The sequence below is a fragment of the Streptomyces sp. HSW2009 genome, assembly GCF_040240285.1.
Classification (GTDB): Bacteria; Actinomycetota; Actinomycetes; order Streptomycetales; family Streptomycetaceae; genus Streptomyces.
This window is the reverse complement of record NZ_JBEHZD010000773.1, coordinates 1-2,864: the sequence shown is the minus strand read 5'-3', so window position 1 is coordinate 2,864 and position 2,864 is coordinate 1. Positions and strand designations below refer to the sequence as shown.

Genomic DNA, 2,864 nt, shown 5'->3' with positions numbered 1-2,864 from the left:
CGCGCCCACGCGCCCGTACGCCCCAGGCCGCCGCGCCCCGTACCCGACACTCGCCCCGTACCCGACACTCGCCGCGCCTCGCGGTCCGTACCCGACACCGCCGCGCGCCGCACCCTGTGTCCGCGACCCCGCGCCACGCCCCGACCGCAGCACCCTCGCGCCCCCGCCCCTCCCCGCCCCACGCGCAAGCGGCCTCCTGCCCCGCGCGGGAGCCGCCCCCGGAACGCACCACTCCGAGCGCGGAACCCCGCCACCCCCGGCGCGGAACCCGCCACTCCGAGCACGAAACCCGCCACTCCAGACGCAGACTCCGCCAGTCCAGGCGCGGAACGGACGGCTCCGCCACCGGAATGGCCGAGTCCGGCCCCGGCGCGCGCCGTACGCCACGCCCGGCGTGACCGAACGCACGCCCCGCGCCGCATCAGGAGAACCCACAATGAATCAGTGATCAGGTCTTCGGTGAGTGACCAGCGGCCAGGGAGTCGGCCGCAGAGCGGCCCCCGGCGGGCCGATTCGAGCCCGTACGTCGACCTCTCGCGGGCCGAGTGGAGCGGGCTGCGCGAGAAGACGCCACTGCCGCTGACGGCCGACGAGGTCGAGCGGCTGCGCGGGCTCGGCGACGTCATCGACCTCGACGAAGTGCGCGACGTCTACCTCCCGCTCTCCCGGCTCCTCAACCTCTACGTCGGTGCCACCAGCAATCTGCGCGGCGCGCTCAACACCTTCCTGGGCGACGCCGGCGGCGGCCAGGCCGCGCAGCGCGGCACCCCCTTCGTCATAGGGGTGGCCGGCAGCGTCGCGGTCGGCAAGTCCACCACCGCCCGGCTGCTGCAAGCCCTGCTCGCGCGCTGGCCCGAACACCCGCGGGTGGAGCTGGTCACCACCGACGGCTTCCTGCTGCCCAACGCGGAACTGCACCGGCGCGGCCTGATGTCCCGCAAGGGCTTCCCCGAGTCGTACGACCGCAGGGCGCTGACCCGCTTCGTGGCCGACGTGAAGGCGGGCAAGGAGGAGGTGACGGCGCCGGTCTACTCGCACCTGGTGTACGACATCGTCCCCGACCAGCGGCTGACCGTGCGCCGCCCGGACATCCTCATCGTCGAGGGCCTGAACGTGCTGCAACCCGCACTGCCCGGCAAGGACGGCAGGACGCGGGTGGCGCTCGCCGACTACTTCGACTTCAGCGTGTACGTGGACGCCAGGACCGAGGACATCGAGCGCTGGTACCTGGGCCGGTTCCGGCAGCTCAGGGAGACCGCGTTCCAGAACCCGTCCTCGTACTTCCGCAAGTACACGCAGGTGTCCGAGCCGGAGGCGCTGGAGTACGCGCGCATGATCTGGCGTACGGTCAACCGGCCCAACCTGCAACAGAACGTCGCCCCCACCCGCGGCCGGGCCACCCTGGTGCTGCGCAAGGGGCCCGACCACAAGGTGCAGCGGCTGCGGCTGCGGAAGCTGTGAAGCTGTGAACAGGGCCGGGGCCCTGGCCGGGGCGGCACGCGAGCGGAGCACGGGGCGTGCGCGGAGCACGGGGCGTGCGCCGGCCGGGCCCGCCGCTCTACGTCCCGCCGGCCCCGGCGTCGTACGTCCCGCCGCGCCGGCCGGGCCCCACAGCCCCGGTGCCAGCGCCTGTGCCGCCACCGGCACCGGCACCGGCACCGGCACACGTAACCGCACAGACACCGGCACCGACCACGCCGAGCTGAGGAGCCCGCCGTGCTGCACCTGCGGCTGATCGTCCCCGCGCACCGCACGTCCGAGGTGATCGCGTTCATCGAGCACAGCGTGGGCACCGCCCATCTGGCCGTACTGGCCGGCGCCGGCCGCAACCCGGTCGGCGACCTCGTGCTGTGCGACGTGGCGCGGGAGGCCGCCGACGACGTGCTGCGCGGGCTGCGCGAACTCGGCATCGACGAGTCCGGCGCGATCACCGTCGAGAACATCGACCTGACGCTCTCCCGGCGGGCCGACAAGGCCGAGGCCGAGGCGCCGGGCGAGAGCTCGGACGCGGTGGTGTGGGAAGAACTCGTCGAGGCCACCCACGAGGAATCCACCCTCTCGGTGACCTTCCTGGCGTTCCTGACCGTCGCCACCATGCTGGCCGCCTGCGGTGTGGTGCTCGACAACGCCATCCTGATCGTCGGGGCGATGGCGGTCGGGCCCGAGTTCGGGCCGCTGGCCGGGTTGTGCACGGCGCTGGTGCGGCGCGCGCCGGGCCTCGCGCTGCGGTCGCTGACCGCGCTGCTGGTCGGATTCGCCGCGGCGATGGCGCTGACGGTGCTGTTCAGCCTGGCGATGGACGCGGTGGACCTCTTCCACCGCGCGGACGTGGAGGCGGAGCGGCCGAACACCAACTTCATCTACCGGCCCGACTGGTTCTCCTTCGTCGTGGCCTTCCTCGCCGGCATCGCCGGCACCCTCTCGCTGACCTCGGCCAAGTCCGGCGCCCTGGTCGGCGTGGCGATCTCGGTGACCACCGTGCCGGCCGCCGCCAACGCGGCCGTCGCCCTCGGCTACGGCGACGTGGTCCAGGCCCGCGGCTCCACCGAACAGCTCCTGCTCAACCTCGGCGGCATCGTCGTCGCCGGCACGCTGACCCTGCTGACGCAGCGCTGGTACTGGTCCCGGCACGTCAGAGCCCGCCCGGCCGGGCACTTCGGCGGCGGGCACGGTCCCGATGGTGGGCACGGCAGTGGGCACGGTCCCGGTGGCAGGCGAGGCCGGGGGCCCGGCGGCAGTTCGGCCGCCACCTGAGGGGGCCGGTGGGGGGGCCCCGGCCCCCCCCCCCCCCGCGGGGGCGGGGGCCCCCCCCCCCGGGGCCCGAGCCCCGCCCGCCCCCCCCGGAGCGGCCGCGGGGCGGGGGG

Annotated in this window: 2 protein-coding genes; both read left to right on the top strand. The window is 74.7% G+C overall.

Annotation, left to right across the window (positions count from 1 at the left end; all coding sequences use genetic code 11):
• The first annotated feature begins 447 nt into the window (after nucleotides 1-447).
• Nucleotides 448-1,461 (top strand): type I pantothenate kinase, encoded by a 1,014-nt coding sequence (gene coaA / locus AAHZ94_RS31980; RefSeq protein WP_349997211.1) that lies wholly within the window; start codon nucleotides 448-450, stop codon nucleotides 1,459-1,461.
• Nucleotides 1,462-1,716: 255 nt separating this feature from the next.
• Complete coding sequence (locus AAHZ94_RS31975; protein ID WP_349997210.1) at nucleotides 1,717-2,754, top strand: DUF389 domain-containing protein; 1,038 nt, start codon at nucleotides 1,717-1,719, stop codon at nucleotides 2,752-2,754.
• Nucleotides 2,755-2,864: the final 110 nt, after the last annotated feature.